The 16444-nt window shown below is 72.0% G+C and carries 11 protein-coding genes, 3 tRNA genes and 1 pseudogene; 8 read left to right on the top strand and 7 right to left on the bottom strand.

Annotation, left to right across the window (positions count from 1 at the left end; genetic code table 11):
• Positions 1 to 195 precede the first annotated feature (195 nt).
• The 3 genes from Sm713_RS16280 to Sm713_RS16270 all read left to right on the top strand — a co-directional run bounded on the left by Sm713_RS16280 (position 196) and on the right by Sm713_RS16270 (position 4494).
• Positions 196 to 1278 carry a hypothetical protein gene (locus Sm713_RS16280; protein ID WP_249416326.1) on the top strand — a complete coding sequence of 361 codons (1083 nt, stop codon included), beginning with the start codon at positions 196 to 198 and terminating at the stop codon, positions 1276 to 1278.
• A complete protein-coding gene (locus tag Sm713_RS16275) occupies positions 1275 to 2375 on the top strand; it encodes a caspase family protein (protein WP_212910327.1) in 1101 nt (366 codons plus the stop codon). The genes Sm713_RS16280 and Sm713_RS16275 overlap by 4 nt, the downstream gene beginning before the upstream one ends.
• A gap of 286 nt (positions 2376 to 2661) precedes the next feature.
• Positions 2662 to 4494, top strand: coding sequence for an HEXXH motif domain-containing protein (locus Sm713_RS16270; RefSeq protein WP_212910326.1), 1833 nt, complete (start codon positions 2662 to 2664; stop codon positions 4492 to 4494).
• Positions 4495 to 4535: 41 nt separating this feature from the next.
• Here the strand turns inward: Sm713_RS16270 and Sm713_RS40455 are convergent.
• A pseudogene (locus Sm713_RS40455) lies at positions 4536 to 4940 on the bottom strand (IS982 family transposase); the annotation flags it as partial.
• 494 nt (positions 4941 to 5434) lie between these two features.
• On the opposite strand from Sm713_RS40455, the gene Sm713_RS16265 reads away from it, so the two are divergent.
• Positions 5435 to 6529 carry a cytochrome P450 gene (locus Sm713_RS16265; RefSeq protein ID WP_212910325.1) on the top strand — a complete coding sequence of 365 codons (1095 nt, stop codon included), beginning with the start codon at positions 5435 to 5437 and terminating at the stop codon, positions 6527 to 6529.
• 162 nt (positions 6530 to 6691) lie between these two features.
• Here the strand turns inward: Sm713_RS16265 and Sm713_RS16260 are convergent.
• The 3 genes from Sm713_RS16260 to Sm713_RS16250 form a co-directional block, all read right to left on the bottom strand.
• A tRNA-Ile gene (locus Sm713_RS16260) sits at positions 6692 to 6765 on the bottom strand.
• Between the two features lie 166 nt (positions 6766 to 6931).
• A tRNA-Asn gene (locus Sm713_RS16255) sits at positions 6932 to 7004 on the bottom strand.
• A gap of 5 nt (positions 7005 to 7009) precedes the next feature.
• A tRNA-Asn gene (locus Sm713_RS16250) sits at positions 7010 to 7082 on the bottom strand.
• A gap of 153 nt (positions 7083 to 7235) precedes the next feature.
• Here Sm713_RS16250 and Sm713_RS16245 point away from each other — a divergent pair.
• The 4 genes from Sm713_RS16245 (at position 7236) to Sm713_RS16230 (ending at position 13310) form a co-directional block, all read left to right on the top strand.
• Entirely contained in the window at positions 7236 to 7544 is a 309-nt protein-coding gene (locus tag Sm713_RS16245) for a YtxH domain-containing protein (RefSeq protein ID WP_212910324.1), read from the top strand.
• Between the two features lie 368 nt (positions 7545 to 7912).
• Positions 7913 to 9361: an FGGY family carbohydrate kinase gene (locus tag Sm713_RS16240; protein WP_212910323.1), complete on the top strand. Its 1449-nt coding sequence runs from the start codon at positions 7913 to 7915 to the stop codon at positions 9359 to 9361.
• 290 nt (positions 9362 to 9651) lie between these two features.
• A complete protein-coding gene (locus Sm713_RS16235; protein ID WP_212910322.1) occupies positions 9652 to 11385 on the top strand; it encodes an ABC transporter ATP-binding protein in 1734 nt (577 codons plus the stop codon).
• Entirely contained in the window at positions 11385 to 13310 is a 1926-nt protein-coding gene (locus Sm713_RS16230; RefSeq protein WP_212910321.1) for an ABC transporter ATP-binding protein, read from the top strand. Before Sm713_RS16235 ends, Sm713_RS16230 begins: the two co-directional genes overlap by 1 nt.
• Before the next feature lie 94 nt (positions 13311 to 13404).
• Here Sm713_RS16230 and Sm713_RS40450 read toward each other — a convergent pair whose 3' ends face one another.
• From Sm713_RS40450 to Sm713_RS16220, 3 genes are all read right to left on the bottom strand, one after another.
• Entirely contained in the window at positions 13405 to 13749 is a 345-nt protein-coding gene (locus Sm713_RS40450; protein WP_249416615.1) for an IS110 family transposase, read from the bottom strand.
• A 95-nt stretch (positions 13750 to 13844) separates the two neighbouring features.
• Entirely contained in the window at positions 13845 to 14489 is a 645-nt protein-coding gene (locus Sm713_RS40445) for a transposase (protein ID WP_249416325.1), read from the bottom strand.
• A 228-nt stretch (positions 14490 to 14717) separates the two neighbouring features.
• On the bottom strand, positions 14718 to 16022 hold the full coding sequence (locus Sm713_RS16220; protein ID WP_249416324.1) for an RNA polymerase sigma factor: 1305 nt from the start codon (positions 16020 to 16022) through the stop codon (positions 14718 to 14720).
• Between the last annotated feature and the right edge of the window lie 422 nt (positions 16023 to 16444).

The raw sequence follows: 16444 nt of genomic DNA, 5'->3' as shown, positions 1-16444 counted from the left end.
CCTATTATTGGGTGGATTTGGTATATGCCATCATAGGCGGGGGGCCAAACAGTGACGACGGTGTTGTTCGTGCACGGCACGGGAGTGCGCGAGCCGGGATTAAGCGGAACTCTGGAACTCATACGAGAAGGCTTACAGTCTTTACGACCCGAAGTCGGGATAAAATTCTGCTATTGGGGTGGAAGTGCCGGGTCGATGCTTCATTCGAACGGTATTTCCGTGCCGGGGTACGCGACGGGGCGCGGCATACCCGGATCGAGTGCCCCCGGGGTGGGGGACGACGACCTCGACGAGGAGGTCGAGTTCTGGGGGCTTCTCTATCTCGATCCCCTTCTCGAACTGCGCCTGCTCACCGCGGAACCCTCCGCCCGTGCGGAGCTGGCGCCGGGGACGCGGCCACCGGGCGAGGCCCTTACCGCGGCGGCCCTGTCACTCGCCGGGGACGCCGGCCTGCGGCGGCTGCTGGACGCCGCGGGGATCGGAGAGGACTTCGCCGCCGCCGTGGCCGCCGTACTCACCACCCCCGACTGCCGCCACTTCATGCGCTCCCCCGCTGCGGAGACCGAGGCGGCCGCGCTGGCAAGGGCATTCGTGGCCGAGTCGGTACGCCGCCGGGCCGGGTCGGAGGGAACGGCACAAGCCTTCGACGGCACCGCTCGCGACGAGGCGGTCGCCCGGATCGCAGCCCTCCTCCCCGGGACCGCCCCCGCACCGGACGAGGCCGGAACGCACCGCGGCCCGGTGACCCGGCGGGTCAGGCGGCTGGCCGGACGGCTGGCGGTCGGCCTGGCCTCCGCCCAGGCGGTGAGGCGGCGCTCGGCCCTCACCGACGCGGCCCATCCGGCGGCCGGAGACGTGCTGCTCTACCTGTCCCGGGGCACAGCGATCCGCGAGGCGGTCGCGGAGGCGGTCCGGGCGGCCGAGCCGCCGGTCGTCCTGCTCGCGCACAGCCTCGGCGGCATAGCCTCGCTGGACCTGCTGGTACTGCAACCGCTGCCGGAGGTCGCCCTGCTGGTCACCGTCGGCTCGCAGGCACCGTTCCTCTACGAGCTGGGTGCACTGCCCAGCCTCGAACACGGCAGCCCGCTGCCCCCGCAGGTACCGCGCTGGCTGAACGTGTACGACCGGCGGGACCTGCTCAGTTACGTCGGCGAGGGCGTCTTCCCGGGCCGGGTTCGCGACGTCCCCCTCGACAGCCGGCAGCCCTTCCCCCTCTCCCACGGCGCCTACTGGAGCAACCCGGACCTGTACCGCCTCCTCGCGGAGGAGATGCCGTGACCACCGCCCGCCCCGACCGCACGTACGCCGTCGTCGTCGGCGTGGAGCGCTACGCGGCCGGCCCGCCCTGGGATCTGCCGGGCCCCGGCGCGGACGCCCGGCGCTTCACCGCCTGGCTGCGCGGGCGCGGAGTGCCCGCGGCCAACATCTCCCTGCTGCTCGCCCCTCTGCCCGCGGCCGGCGGGCCGGAGCTCGACGTCACCGCGGGCCCCGCCGGTCGTGAGGCCGTACAGGAGGTGCTGACACGCCGCCTGCCGGCGCTGGAGGGCGATCTGCTCTGGGTGTTCTGGGGCGGCCACGGCGTCACCGACCCGCAGGGACACCGCAGGCTCTTCTACGCCGACGCTTCCACGGACGACCGGCGGAACCTGGACCTGGACGCCTGGCTGACCGCGGCCACCACCGATCTCCTGCCCGGCTTCCAGCGGCAGATCTGGCTGGTGGACTCCTGCCAGACCTTCGTCGAGGACCTCGGCTTCGCCCGCTCCCTGCCGGGCGAACTCCCCCCGGGCGGGGACCGGTTGCCGGGCCGGGAACAGTTCGTCCTGCTGGCCTCCGGGCCGGGGCAGCGTGCCGTCAACGACCCCGCGCGGCAGACCGGAGCGTTCTCCCGGGCCGCGCTGGCCGCCCTGGCCGCCGCGGACGGCGAGGACTGGCCACCTCGGATGAGCGCGGTCGCGGAGACAGTGATCAGAAAGTTCAGGGAGGGGGCACAGCGGCCCACGTCGCTCTGGTACCGGTCCTGGGCCAGCGACGTACGCCACCTCGCGTTCCCCGCCGCCCGCCGCCGCGAGGAACCGGTGCCGGACGCGGGGCTGTCCGAGCTGATCGCGCTGCTGGCGGGATGGCCGAGCATGACCGACCGCGACCAGCGCCAGCTCGTGCTCGGCATGCTGCCCGCCGACCTGTCCGGGGCCATCCCCCGGCTGGGGGCGGCACGTCCCGACATCATCAGCATCGTGCGTACCTGCCGCCGCTATCCCGGAGGCCTGGCAGCCCTCGTCGAGGCGGTCGCCATGGTCGAGCCGGGCTCGCTGGAACAGCGCGAGCTGAAGGACTGGGCCGCCCGATGGTTGACGCCGCAACCAGAGGGCTGACCGGCTGATCACAGTCTTCCGGAACACTTCTGCCTGCGCCATCATGAAGTCATCGGGATGCAGGGCGTTCTCAGGGGGAGCCGCATGAATCCGTCCACGGAGTTCCTGGGGTCCGAGTTGGCCGATCTCAGCGAGATTCCGCTTTCCACCCTTCGGTCCCAGAGTCCGGACGTCTACGCGCGTTCCCTGGAGCGGTTGCTGCATCAGGTCGAACGGCCACGGGTCAATTTCGCCGGTGACGGAGGACCCAAGCGGACTGACTGACGGGCCCCGCGGAAGGAGACCTGTGCAGACCGACGGACACGCCGAACCCGCCCGTGTCGCACACCATCTCGTTCCCTCGGCCCATTTCGAAACCCTGGCCGCGGGCAGGGGCGGCCCCGACACGATCCGCTTCCTGCGGACCACCGAGTACAGCAGACGGCTTCTGCTGCTCAGGGCCCTGCTCGACGCCATCGGCGCCACCCCCGGCGCGCTGGGCCCGCTTCCGCCCGTGGACAGCGCGTGGGAGGTGCTGACGGCAGCCCAGGAGCGCGCCCCGGAGGATTTCAGGGAGCTGCTGCTGCTCCCTCAGATCGGCGTCTGGCTGGGGCACTGCCTGCGGCGGTTGTCCCGTACTGCCTGGGGTGACGGGCCGCTCTGGACCGACCTGGGCCATCTGCACGCGGTGTGCTGCGTCGCGGCGCTGCGCGCGGGCCTGCCGTTGCGCACCACCGTGCCGCTGCGTGACGGCAGCGCGATGTTCCCCACCCTCGGGCTGGCGCGCTTATCGGGCCGCCCGCACTGGGGGACGGCGGAAGTGGTGGTGGAGGCGGGCCGGCTGAGGGTCGACCCGCACGGCGCATCCGTGGGCCCGCCCGCGCCGCCCGAGCCGCTCGACGGCGACGCTCCGGGATGGCAGGGGCTGCGCAGGCTGCGGGCGAACGCGGCCGGGCGGCCGGTGGCCGTCTGGCTGGACGACATCGACCCGTACCGCGACCTCAGCGAGCCCCTGCCTCCGCAGCGCCTCGACAAGCACGAGATCGCCCGCTGGCAGGAACGGTTCGGCCTCGCCCTGGACCTGCTGGCGGACAGCGACCCGAGCATGGCCGCCGCCATCGCGGAGGGGCTGCGCAGCGTCACGGATGTACGGTCGCCGCCGACCGGGGTGGTGCTCAGCGCCTCCTCCGGCGACGCGTTCGGCGGTCTGCTGTCCTCGCTGCCGCCCGATCCGGCCACGTTGGCCGTCACCTTGGTCCATGAGTTCCAGCACACCAAGCTGGGCGCGCTGCTCCATCTGCTGACGCTGGAGCAGGACGGTGGGATCGAGCAGCACTACGCCCCCTGGCGCAACGACCCGCGTCCCCTGAGCGGCCTGCTCCAAGGCACGTACGCGTTCCTGGGAATCACCGACTTCTGGTGCCGGTACCTGGACCACGCGCGGCAGCGGCCGCTGGCCGAGTTCGAGTTCGCCTTACGCAGGCGGCAGGTCCAGGACGGGCTCGGCGTCCTGCTCGCCGATCCCGGGCTGACCTCGCACGGGCGCCGCTTCCTGCGGGGCATGGCCGCCCCGCTGTCCGCCTGGTGGTCGGAGAGCCGGGTCCGGCCGGACATCGTCGCCATGGCCGAGTTCGCCGCCACCGACCACCGCACCGGCTGGCGGATCCGGCATCTGGCCCCCGCCCAGGATGACGTGCGTGCGCTGGCCAGGGCCTTCGCCGCCGGTGCGGCGGCGGACTGCCGAGTAGCCGAGTCCTCCGTCGTCGCGGACCTCACGGCGCCGTGGTCCCTGGCCCGTATCGGCCTGATCCGGCGGAGCCTGGGCGCGCCGCCCGACGGCGACCGTCCCGAGCGTTCCGGCGCCGACCGTGCCCTCGTCGCGCGCGACCCCGCCGCACCCGACGCCTACGCCCGCCTCCTGGCCGACGACCCCGAGGCCCCCGAAGCATGGACCGGCCTCCTCCTCGCCCTCGCCATCGCCGACCCCGCCGCCCGCCCCTTGCTCCGGCGCCCCGAGCTCCCTCGGGCCGTCCACCGCGAACTCCGCGCCGCCGGCATGGCGGCCGACCCGCGGCACATCGCCCTCTGGCTCGCCGCCGGCACCGCCTGCCGGGACGGCCGTGGCACATCGCGCAGGTAGACACGGTCCCGCAGCCGTGCCCGGTGGGGCGGGTGTGGCCAGTAGCCGTAGCCCGCCCATCCGGCCAGGTCCGAGCGCTTCACCGTGGGCCGGGACATACCGCAGGGCACCGGGGTGGAGTCCACGATCCAGCAGTCGTCGAGCCAGAAGTCGCTCGACTTGGCGAGTATCCGGATGACCCGTTTGACCAGCCCGAGCGCGGCCCGCAGCCGCTTGTTGTAGCCCGACTGCTGCGGCAGGTACGGAAACAGATCCCGCAGGTGCTTGCGGGCATAGCGCAGCCAGTGAGCCTCGGAGGTGAAGCCGAGCATCGCCTGGGCGACCGCGACACAGACCAGTTCGGAGTCGGTCAGCACGGGCGGTCTGCCCCTCCATCGGGGTCCTCCCAGCTCGTCGTCGATCTTCACGTACAGTGCAGTCAAGAGGGTGTTCAGGTCTTGCGTCACAACATGATCTTGAACACCCTCTCTTCATGCCCGATCGGCACCCCAGGACTTAGGACTTACTCGTCTAGGTCGTGTCCGGCGGATCTTCGTGGATCAGCCTGCGGCGCCTGGTGCCGTGCATCGCAAGGCGGAGGATCATCCTGGGCGTACCCGGATGACTCCGACAACGCGGCGAGGTGCGGTACTGGGGGCACTCCCCCACTGCCCTGAACGGGCGTGGGAGGTACCCCCACCCACGCCCTTCAGGCAGTGGGGGAGTCGCAGGCCCACGAAGATCCGCCGGACACGACCTAGTCCGGCCCCGCGAGGAGACGCAGCCGCCGCCCGCTGCGGAGGCGCCGCCGGCGAAGGGGACGCGGCCATGACCGAACGCACCGGCCCGGCACCCCCGGCCAGGCGCCCCTCCCCTTCCCCTTCGACGACTGGGGCAGGACATCTCCCCGCGCTACGCACATCTGCGCGGCCTGGACGCGCCCCTGCATCCGGTCGTCACGGTGACCGGCGACCGTGTCTGGCTCGCCACCCGCCACGACGTGGTGCGCAAGCTGCTGGCCGACCCCCGCCTGAGCATGACGGCCGCGCTGGAACCGGACGCGCCTCGCCAGGAGCCGGTCCCGCTGCGTGCCGAGTCCGGCAGCGGGGACTCCCTGGCGCGGCTGCGGGAGGCCGGGCTGCACCAGCTGATCGCCGACGGCATGGGGCTGCGCGCCGTGCGCCGGCACGAGGAGTGGACGCGCCGGCGGGCCGAGGACATCATGGCGGGCCTGATCGCCCAGGGCCCGCCCGCCGACCTCACCCCCGGGTTCGCCGGGCGCCTGCCGTTCGCGGTGGCCTGCCGGACGCTGCTCGGCCCGCTCGACGAGGAGGCGAGGGTGAAGCTGGACGGCTGGGGCGACGTGATCCTCACGTGGCGGGGCCACACGCCCGAGGCAGGGACCTCGGCGATCAACAGCGTGCACCGCTTCTTCCTGGAGCACCTTCCGTATCTCGTCCGGGCCCCCGGCGAGCACCTGGTCAAGCGCCTGGCCCGAGCGGGCAGGGGAGGCCGCCTGCACGCGGAGGACCTGGCGGAACTCGCCGCCCTCTTCTACATCGCCGGCTACCGGACGTCGTCGAGCTTCCTGGCCAACGCGCTGGTCACGCTCGCGCGGCACCCGAAGGCGCTGGCGGCGCTGCGGAGGGATCCCGCGCTCGTCCCGGCGGCCGTGGAGGAACTGCTCCGCTACACCCTCATGGCGACCGGCGGCGCGAAACGCGTGGCGACGCACGACGTGGTCATCGACGGCATGACCGTCAGGGCCGGGGAGTGCGTGCTGCTGTCCCTGGAATCGGCCAATCACGACGCCTCCGCCTTCCCGGACCCCGACCGCTTCGACCCCTCCCGCACGGACGGCGCCCACCTCGGCTTCAGCCACGGCAAGCACCACTGCCCCGGCAACCGCCTGGCGCGGATGCAACTGGCCGCGGTGGTGGGGGCGCTGGCCGGCAGAGCGGCTCCCGAACTGCGGCTCACCGTCCCCGCCGACCGGCTGCAATGGCGGCGCGATGTGGCGTTCCGCATTCCCGAGGGGGTTCCGGTCACGTGGTGAGGCGGGCCCGGCGCGAGTATGGGGCGGGGGTTATGACAGGGCCTTAGGAGTTTCGTCCCGGTGGGTTTCGTCCCCGCACGGACCGAGGGCCACCACGCTCGGCGTGGCGGCCCTCGGATGGCGTCTGTGCAGGCCGATGACCTGCTGGGGGTGCTGCCGCGGTGGGGCGGGTGGGACTCGAACCCACGGCCGACGGATTATGAGTCCGCTGCTCTAACCGGCTGAGCTACCGCCCCATTACGGCGCGTCGCGCACATTTGTGCGCGCCGTCTGCCGCAGCATAGCTGCTCATACGATCTGCTGCTTCGGCTGGTCGGCTTCGTACGACCATGGAGACTTCTCCCGTACGGAAGCGGTTCCCTCAGGCACAAAAAAGGACCCCTGGAGGGGTCCTTCCGGCTGCTCCCCCGACTGGACTCGAACCAGTAACCTGCCGGTTAACAGCCGGCTGCTCTGCCAATTGAGCTACGGAGGATCGAGCTCCCCCGACTGGACTCGAACCAGTAACCTGCCGGTTAACAGCCGGCTGCTCTGCCAATTGAGCTACGGAGGATCGCCTCGGTGCATCGAACGTACCTCCCGGGGTATCCGCCAGGCGGCGCGCGCTCGCTGCACCGCATACATTAGCGCAAGCAGGGGGGTGCTCCGCCAATCGGTTCTCGCGACGGTTCCCCGCTCAGGGGAGACAACGGAAGGGTGGCCGCCCATGCGCTACCGGCTCACATTCGCCGCCGGACTCGCCCTCGGTTATGTACTGGGGACACGGGCGGGGCGCGAGCAGTACGAGAAGATGAAGAGCTGTGCCCAGGGCTTCATGCAGAACCCGGCCGTGCGGAACACCGCCGAGTCCGCGGCACAGCAGAGCCGCGATCTCGCCGGACGCGCGTACCACACGGTCAGCAGCAAGGTCGGTGACCGGATGCCGGACGGGGTGGGCGGTCGCGTGCGCTCGATGCGTGAGCGCGCTCACACCGGCCAGACCCGCGACGACGACTGGGGCACCAGCACTCCCTGACGCGTGGTGCCGGCGCGACGCACGGCACCGGCACTCGCCTGCCGCCCCCGGCGCCCGCACGCCCGGGAGCCGTGACCCGTTCCGCGGAAGCGGATCATGAGGTCGCGGCTCCCGGGCGTGTCGGCCACCGCGCCGTCCCCGCGGCACGGCCGGCCGAAAATCAGCAGAGACCCCCTCCCCGCCCCGGGGCGGGGGGAACCGCGCGAACAACCACAAACCGCGGACAGCCGAGAACCGGCAGAAACCCCCCAACCCCAGGGGCGCGGGGAACTGCGCAAAAAGCCACGGCCTACGTGAAGCAGCCACCCCGCCGACCCCGGCCCCGGCCCGCTCGAAGCCGGCTCCCCGCCGTGCGGCAGAATCGGCGTATGGGGATAGTCGCCGGGCTGGACAGTTCACAGGAATTCACCCGCATCGTCGTCTGCGACACGGACACCGGGGCCGTGCTGCGGCAGGGCTTCGCGCCGCATCCGACGGAGAGCGGCGACGGCAAGCCCTCTGACATCGACCCGCAGGCCTGGCTGCTGTCCCTCGGCGACGCCGCGGGCGGCGGGCTGCTGGAAGGGGTGCGGGCCATCGGCGTCTGCGCGCAGCAGCACGCGCTCGTACCCCTCGACGGGCAGGGCTCCTCGGTCCGCCCCGCGCTGGTCGGCGGCGACAAGCGGGCCCAGTCGGCCGCCGCGGACCTGGTCGACCGGCTCGGCGGCCGGGAGGCGTGGGCCAAGGCCGTCGGGTGCGTGCCGCAGGCGGCGCAGCCGGTGACCAAGCTGCGCTGGCTGGCGCGTGCGGAGCCGGACTCCGCCCAGCGCACCGCCTCCGTGATGGGCGCCCACGACTGGCTGGTGTGGCAGCTCCTGGGCCGCCCGGCGCAGCGCACCACGGACCGGGGCGCGGCGTCCAGCACGGGCTACTGGTCGGCGGCGACCGGCGCGTACCGCCCCGATCTGGTGGAGCTGGCCCTCGGGCACCAGGTGGCACTCCCCGATGTGCTGGGCCCGGCGGAGGCGGCCGGCACCACCCCCGAGGGGCTGCTGATCTCCGCGGGCACGGGCGAGACGATGGCCGCGGCGCTGGGCCTCGGCATCGGGCTCGGGGACGCCGTGGTCTCCCTGGGCGCCTCGGGTTCCGTGATGGCGGTGCACCACGAGGCTCTGATCGACTCCCGCGGCATGATCACCAGCCTGGCCGACGCGACGGGCATGCACCTGCCCGTCGTGCACACCCTCAACGCCGTGCGCACCCTGCGCGGCGCCGCCGAACTGCTCGGCGTCGACCTGGAAGGGCTCTCGGCGCTGGCGATGAAGTCGACGCCCGGCTCCCACGGCCTCGTGCTGCTCCCCTATCTGGAGGGCGAGCGCACCCCGCACCTGCCGCACGCCGCGGGCACCCTCACCGGGCTGAGACGCGAGTCGATGAAACCGGAGCACCTGGCGCGCGCCGCCTTCGAGGGCATGCTGTGCGGCCTGGCGGACGCGCTGGACGTGCTGCGCGGCCGGGGCGTGACGGTGCGCAGGGTCTTCCTGCTGGGCGCGTCTGCCGACCTGCCCGCCGTGCAGGCCGCCGCGCCGCCGCTGCTCGGCGCCCCCATCGTGGTGCCGCAGCCCGCCGACTACGCGGCCATCGGGGCGGCCCGGCAGGCCGCATGGGCGCTCGGCGCCTCGAACGGCAGCCTGACGCCGAACTCCCCGCCGCAGTGGCCGGCCCCGTCGATGGAGGTCTTCGAGCCGGGCGAGGAACTGCCGGTGGGCCAGGCGGTCCGGCAGCAGTACACGGCCGTGCGCGACCAGGTGCACCCCGAGGCGTTCTCGGCCTCGTGACGGCGGGCGCCACCGCGCGCCCCGCGCGTCCTGCCGCGCCCGGTACGGCTCCCCAGGGCACTGCGGCGCAGTGCTCATCCCCCTGCGGTGTACACGATTCCCGCAGGTTTGGTCCGCTCTTGGCTAAAACCACTTGAGGTAACGCGGGTGGAGTGCCCGACGATAGGGGGGTGACGGCCGCTCGGGGAGGCGGTCCGCCAGGGGGAGGCACTGACCGGCCATCGCCCCGGCACGTCCGCCCCCGAGGGTTCCCGCCATCCGCCCTGCCTCCGAGAGAGCAAGAGAAAAGCGTGCTCATACGACTTTTGCGGACCTATCTGCGTCCGTACCAGAGACCTCTCCTGCTGCTGGTGCTCCTGCAACTCCTCCAGACGAGCGCCAGCCTCTACCTGCCCACCCTGAACGCCGACATCATCGACAACGGCGTCGTGAACGGCGACACCGGCTACATCCTCTCCCACGGCGCGGTGATGCTCGGCGCCACGGTCGCCCAGGTGGTGTGCAACGTCGGTGCCGTGTTCTACGGCGCCCGCACCGCCGCCGCGTTCGGCCGGGACATCCGGGGGGACATCTTCGGGAGGGTGCAGTCCTTCTCGGCGCGCGAGGTCGGCCACTTCGGCGCGCCCACGCTGATCACCCGGACCACCAACGACGTGCAGCAGGTGCAGATGCTCATGCTGATGTCGTTCACGCTGATGGTCTCGGCGCCGATCATGTGCGTCGGGGGCGTGATCATGGCGCTCGGCCAGGACGTGCCGCTGTCCGGGGTGCTCGTCGCCGTCGTGCCGGTGCTCGCCGTCGCCGTGAGCCTGATCGTGCGCCGCCTGCGCCCGCTGTTCCGGTCGATGCAGAAGCGCCTGGACACGGTCAACCGCGTGCTGCGCGAGCAGATCACCGGCAACCGCGTCATCCGCGCCTTCGTCCGCGACCCCTACGAGAAGGAACGGTTCGCGGTCGCCAATGACGACCTGACCCAGGCCGCGCTGGGCACCGGGCGGATGCTCGCGCTGATGTTCCCGCTGGTGATGACGGTGGTGAACCTCTCCTCCGTCGCCGTGGTCTGGTTCGGCTCGCACCGCGTGGACAGCGGCGCCATGCAGATCGGCCAGCTCACCGCGTTCCTCGCGTACCTGATGCAGATCGTGATGGCCGTCATGATGGCCACGTTCATGTTCATCATGGTGCCGCGCGCCGAGGTGTGCGCCGAGCGCATCGAGGAGGTCCTGGACACGGAGAGCAGCGTGGCGCCTCCGAAGGCCCCGGTGAGCGAGTTGCGCAGCCACGGCCATCTGGAGATCCGTGCCGCCGGCTTCCGCTACCCGGGCGCCGAGGAACCGGTGCTGAAGGCGGTGGACGTGGTCGCGCGGCCCGGGCGGACCACCGCGGTGATCGGCTCCACGGGCAGCGGCAAGTCGACCCTGCTGGGCCTGGTGCCGAGGCTCTTCGACGTCACGGACGGCTCGGTGCTGGTCGGCGGCACGGACGTGCGGACCATGGACCCGGCGCTGCTGGCGAGGACGGTCGGCCTGGTGCCGCAGAAGCCGTACCTGTTCGCCGGCACGGTCGCCACGAACCTGCGCTACGGCAACCCCGACGCGACGGACGACGAGCTGTGGCACGCGCTGGAGATCGCGCAGGCCAGGGACTTCGTGGCCGAGCTGGAGGGCGGCCTGAACTCGCCGATCGCCCAGGGCGGCACCAACGTCTCGGGCGGCCAGCGGCAGCGCCTCGCCATCGCGCGCACGCTGGTGCAGCGCCCGGAGATCTACCTCTTCGACGACTCGTTCTCGGCACTCGACTACGCCACCGACGCGGCGCTGCGCGCGGCGCTCGGCCGGGAGACCGCGGAGGCGACCGTCGTGATCGTCGCCCAGCGGGTCTCCACGATCCGGGACGCGGACAGCATCATCGTCCTCGACGAGGGCCGGGTGGTCGGCACCGGCCGCCACCACGAGCTGATGGCGGACAACGACACCTACCGGGAGATCGTGCTCTCCCAGCTCACGGAAGCGGAGGCCGCCTGATGGCCGGGCCGGGCGGACGGATGATGGCCGCGGGGCGACCCGAGCGGTCCATGGACTTCAAGGGCTCCGGCAAGCGGCTGATCAGGCAGTTCAAGCCGCAGAAGCCCACGATGATCGCGATGCTCTGCGCCGGGGTGCTCAGCGTGGGCCTGTCGGTGCTGGGTCCGAAGATCCTCGGGCGGGCGACGGACCTGGTGTTCGGCGGCATCATCGGCCGCCGGCTGCCGGCCGGGGTGACGAGGGAGCAGGCCATCGACGGCCTGCGGCAGCGCGGCCAGGGCGGTGTGGCCGACATGCTCTCCGGGCTCGACTTCACCCCCGGCAAGGGGGTCGACTTCGACGCCGTCGGGAGGGTGCTGCTGCTGGCGGCCTGCACGTTCCTCGTCGCGGGGCTGCTGATGTCGGTCTCCACACGGCTCGCGAACCGGGCCATCAACCTCACCGTCTTCCGGCTGCGCGGCGAGGTGCAGGCGAAGATGTCGCGGCTGCCGCTGTCGTACTTCGACAAGCGGCAGCGCGGTGAGGTGCTCAGCCGCGCCACGAACGACCTGGACAACCTGGGCCAGACGCTCCAGCAGACCATGGGGCAGCTCATCAACTCCCTGCTGACCATCGTCGGCGTGCTCGCCGTGATGTTCTGGATCTCCTGGCTGCTGGCGCTGGTCGCGCTGGTCACCGTGCCGCTGTCGTTCGTGATCGCGACCGCCGTCGGCAAGCGCTCGCAGCCGCAGTTCGTGCGCCAGTGGAGCTCCACGGGCAAGCTGAACGCCCACGTGGAGGAGATGTACACCGGCCACACGCTGGTGAAGGTCTTCGGACGCCAGGAGGAGTCGGCGCGGCAGTTCGCCGAGCAGAACGACGAGCTGTACGAGGCCTCGTTCAAGGCGCAGTTCAACAGCGGCATCATGCAGCCGCTGATGATGTTCGTCTCGAACCTCAACTACGTGCTGGTGGCCGTGGTCGGCGGGCTGCGGATCGCGTCGGGCGCGCTGTCCATCGGCGATGTGCAGGCGTTCATCCAGTACTCGCGGCAGTTCTCGATGCCGCTCACGCAGGTGGCGTCGATGGCGAACCTGGTGCAGTCCGGGGTGGCCTCCGCCGAGCGGGTCTTCGAGCTGCTCGACGCGGAGGAGCAGGAGGCCGACCCGGTCCCCGGCCAGAAGCCGGAGCTGCTGCAAGGGCGCGTCGAGCTGGAGCACGTCTCGTTCCGCTACGAGCCGGACAAGCCGCTGATCGAGGACCTGTCGCTGAAGGTCGAGCCGGGCCACACGGTCGCCATCGTGGGACCGACGGGCGCCGGTAAGACCACGCTGGTGAACCTGCTCATGCGGTTCTACGAGGTGACGGGCGGCCGGATCACGCTGGACGGCGTGGACGTGGCGAAGATGTCCCGGGACGACCTGCGCTCCGGCATCGGCATGGTGCTCCAGGACACCTGGCTGTTCGGCGGCACCATCGCGGAGAACATCGCCTACGGCGCCGCCGGGGACGTCACCCGGGAGCAGGTGGAGGAAGCGGCGCTCGCGGCACACGCGGACCGTTTCATCCGGACACTCCCGGACGGCTACGACACCGTGATCGACGACGAGGGCACGGGCGTCAGCTCCGGTGAGAAGCAGCTCATCACCATCGCCCGGGCCTTCCTGTCGGACCCGGTGATCCTGGTGCTGGACGAGGCGACGAGTTCCGTGGACACCCGCACGGAACTGCTCATCCAGAAGGGCATGGCGCAACTGGCGCACGGCCGGACGTCGTTCGTGATCGCCCACCGGCTCTCCACGATCCGGGACGCGGACACGATCCTCGTCATGGAGAACGGCTCCATCGTGGAGCAGGGCACGCACGACTCCCTGCTGCTCGCCGACGGCGCCTACGCGCGGCTGTACAAGGCGCAGTTCGCGCAGGCGGTCGCGGAGGTCGACTGACCGGGGCGGACCCCCGGCACGGCAGGGCTCCCCGGCGCCGCTCGGTGCCGGGGAGCCCTGCCGCCGTTCGGGGACGGGGATGCTCCTATGGCTGTCAAGCCGTGGGAGCCAGGTCGGTTTGAGTGATTCGTCCGGTTGGTGTGCTGGTCAAGGCGCGGTAGACCTCACGGGCGACGAAGCGCTTGAGGCAGCGCATGATGTCCTTCTTGTTCAGTCCTTGCTTGGTGCGGCGTGCGACGTAGGCGCGGGTGCGTTCGTCGAAGCGCATGCGGGTGAGCACGATGGTGTGCAGGGCGTTGTTCGCGGCCCGGTCGCCGCCGCGGTTGAGGCGGTGGCGGTGGGTGCGGCCGGAGGAGGCCGGGATCGGGGCGACGCCGGCCAGGTGCGCGAACGCGCCCTCAGGCCGCATCCGTTCGGGGTTGCCCCCGGCCGAGGCCAGCAGCTGCCCGGCGGCCTCGGGCCCTACGCCGAACAGCTCCAGCAGCGCGGGGGCGGCCTGCTTGACCAGTGGGCCGATCTCGGTCTCCAGCTCGGCTATCTCGGCGTCCAGCGCCTGGTGACGGCGGGCGAGCCGACGCAGTGATGCCCGGGTCGCCGCAAGCGGGCGGGACAGGTCGTCCCCGGGCCGCAGCCGGGCGAGCGTGGTATCAGCGCGGGCCGCTCCAGGTCGGCGACCTGCTCGCGCAGCATCGCGGGAGCCGAAACGAGCAGACCACGGATCTGGTTCATGGCCTGTGTGCGGGCCTTGACCGCGCTGCGGCGGGCGATCCGCAGCACCCGCACCGCCTCGACCACGCCGTCCCGGCTCTTGGGGATGCCGGTGGCCCGGCCGGACAGCACGGCCGTCGCGGCGGCATACGCGTCGATCGGGTCCGACTTGCCCTTCATCCTGCGCGTTTTGCGGTCCGGGCGGTCCACGTCGACGGCGGTGACCCCGGCGGCGGTCAGTACCCGGGCGAGTTCGGCTCCATAAGCGCCGGTGCCCTCGACCCCGACCGCGGTGAGAGCGCCGTGGCCGCGCATCCAGTCCAGCAGGTCGCGGTAGCCGCGGATGGTGGCGGGGAACTCCCGGTCGGCCAGGTGCCGGCCGACCGTGTCGATCACGGCCGCGTGGTGCGTCAGGCCGTGGGTGTCGACTCCGCCGGTGATCTCCGGGCCGCCGTGCGTCATGCTGGTCATGTCCGTCCTTGCCGCTTGTCCGAGCCGAGGGCGGCACGCGCCGGTCGGGCGGGTGGACAAGACAGTGACGGGGCTTCTGGACCAAGCTCCTATAAGGTCACAAACGCCCGTCCGGCCGCGTGCGTGGTGACGCCCGGCGGGTCGACAAATCCCAAACAGGACAGTCGAGACGTCAGTCAGTCGGCGAGTCAGGCCCACCCGCAGCGTCACCACGTCACATCCTCACTGTCAGTCGAGGTAGCCCCTGAGCTGGTCGGCGAGGGCGTGGTCGCGCAGCTTGCCGAGGGTCTTGGACTCGATCTGCCGGATCCGCTCCCGGGTCACCCCGAAGAGCCTGCCGATCTCCTCCAGGGTGCGCGGGCGGCCGTCCACGAGCCCGTACCTGAGCTGCACCACCTTCCGCTCCCGCTCCCCGAGGGTGGAGAGCACCGCGTCCAGGTGCTGGCGCAGCAGCAGGAACGCCGCCGACTCCACGGGCGAGGCCGCGTCGCCGTCCTCGATGAGGTCCCCGAGGGCGACGTCGTCCTCCTCCCCCACCGGCGCGTGCAGCGACACGGGCTCCTGCGCGAGCCGCAGCACCTCGCTGACCCGCTCGTGGGGCAGGTCGAGCTGGGCGGCGACCTCCTGCGGCGTCGGCTCGTGGCCGCGCTCCTGGAGCATCCGGCGCTGCACCCGCACGACGCGGTTGATGAGTTCGACGACGTGCACGGGGACGCGGATGGTGCGCGCCTGGTCGGCGAGGGCGCGGGACACGGCCTGCCGGATCCACCAGGTGGCGTAGGTGGAGAACTTGTAGCCACGCGCGTAGTCGAACTTCTCGACCGCCCTGATCAGCCCGAGGTTGCCCTCCTGCACCAGGTCCAGCATGGTCAGCCCGCGGCCGACGTACCGCTTGGCGACCGAGACGACCAGCCGGAGGTTGCTCTCGATCAGGCGGCGCTTGGCCATCCGGCCCATCACCACGAGGCGGTCGAGGTCCACGGCCAGCTCGGAGTCGAGGTCCGCGGCGCCGGCGAGCCGCTCCTCCGCGAAGAGCCCGGCCTCCACCCGGCGGGCCAGCTCGACCTCGTCCGCGGCGGTGAGCAGCGGGATGCGGCCTATCTCGCGGAGGTACTGCCGGAACAGGTCGGAGGACGGCCCCTGGGGCTCGCCGCGGACCCGTTCCCCCGCCCTCGTGATCTGGCCGGTTTCCATCGCTTCGGCGAGGTCGGGGACGGGCCGTTCGTCCGCCGCCGGGGCCTCGGACTCCTCGGCGCCGGTGCCCGCGGGCCCCGACTCGGGGTGGTGCACGGCCCGGCTCTGTGCGGGCACTGCTGGCAGGACGTCGGTCGCCGCGGCTCTGTCGGTAGAGGTGAGGGTCTGGGTCTGCACGGGGGCGACCTCCAGGGTGATCGCTGCTGAGGCAGGCGACAGCGGTAGGCCCGGACCGGCAACGGCGGCCGCGCCGCCGGCCGTCCCGGACACGATGGGCGGAACCGCGGGGGTGGGGAGCCCGCCTACGGCGGGCCGGCCGCGCTCCGGGGACTCAGGCACCGCAACCCAGTGTGCGCTACGACACATCTCCGCCACGAGGGGCGTGCGACGAGTTTCTGAGTCCGTGCTGTGACCGTTCGGTTACTCTCCCGCGCGGGCTGCCCAGGGGGCGCCTTGGCCGTTCCGGCCACCACGCCGGGGCCCGGGGCACCGTGGCCGTACCGGCCACCCCCCAGGGGCGCGGGGAACTGCGCGAGCAACCACCCACCCGCTGGTGGTCGGGAAACGACAGAAACCAGCCCCTTCAGGCCGGTGTCGACCCACAGGTCGCGCTGTGGCTGGTCGCGCGGTTCCCCGCGCCCCTTGAAGGACGGGGCTTCGCCCCGATCAAGGGTGGCCGGAACCGGCAGGCTCAGGGTTCCCCGCGCCCCTGCTGGGTGAGCGTGAGCAGCCAGACTCACGATCCTCCCGGGTCACCGTGA

Origin of the sequence: Streptomyces sp. TS71-3, from assembly GCF_018327685.1 — a bacterium.
GTDB lineage: Bacteria > Actinomycetota > Actinomycetes > Streptomycetales > Streptomycetaceae > Streptomyces.
This window is presented reverse-complemented; position numbering and strand designations above follow the sequence as displayed.

Bases quoted from the DNA above. Each gene is read 5' to 3' on its own strand.
- Sm713_RS16280 (WP_249416326.1), top strand. From the start codon at position 196: ATGCTTCATTCGAACGGTATTTCCGTGCCGGGGTACGCGACGGGGCGC.
- Sm713_RS16245 (WP_212910324.1), top strand. From the start codon at position 7,236: ATGCGCTACCGGCTCACATTCGCCGCCGGACTCGCCCTCGGTTATGTA.
- Sm713_RS16240 (WP_212910323.1), top strand. From the start codon at position 7,913: ATGGGGATAGTCGCCGGGCTGGACAGTTCACAGGAATTCACCCGCATC.
- Sm713_RS16230 (WP_212910321.1), top strand. From the start codon at position 11,385: ATGGCCGGGCCGGGCGGACGGATGATGGCCGCGGGGCGACCCGAGCGG.
- Sm713_RS40445 (WP_249416325.1), bottom strand. From the start codon at position 14,489: ATGACCAGCATGACGCACGGCGGCCCGGAGATCACCGGCGGAGTCGAC.